Here is a 412-nt window from a genome sequence, read left to right as displayed (position 1 = left end):
ATTAAAATATATTGAGCCTAAAATTCATTATTACCTTCCGCCTCATTATGGAATAGCACGTCTTCAGACGACTCGAAGCGGTAATAATGCAGCTTTGTACGGTGCAATACAATAGTAGTTATAAACATGGAGGACTACGCATTCTAGTCCTCTTATTTATTTGCTCCCATGGTTTAGAACAACTTGACGTGTTTGTTGATAGAGTTTATGCATGTAAGGATCTCCAAGAAGAATGTAACTCACAAGATCTAATAAAAAGTGAGTTGCAATCTGTGAATTAATAAATCTTGAATCATTATTATTGGACTGCGCAGACGTAATCAGCACTAAATCTGCATTTTTAGTAATTGTGCTTCCTTCAAAATTAGTAATTACAACAACATAAGCGCCTTGATTTCGTGCTATTTTAGTC

1 pseudogene is annotated in these 412 nt (G+C 34.7%); it reads right to left on the bottom strand.

Going from position 1 to position 412, the window contains the following annotated elements:
* Positions 1-156: 156 nt before the first annotated feature.
* Positions 157-412: pseudogene (locus DF216_RS10575) on the bottom strand (SIS domain-containing protein); the annotation flags it as partial.

Source organism: Streptococcus oralis (genome assembly GCF_004127215.1).
Lineage (GTDB): Bacteria > Bacillota > Bacilli > Lactobacillales > Streptococcaceae > Streptococcus > Streptococcus oralis_BD.
The sequence above is the reverse complement of the archived record's forward strand: the minus strand, read 5'-3'. Positions and strand labels throughout refer to the sequence as shown.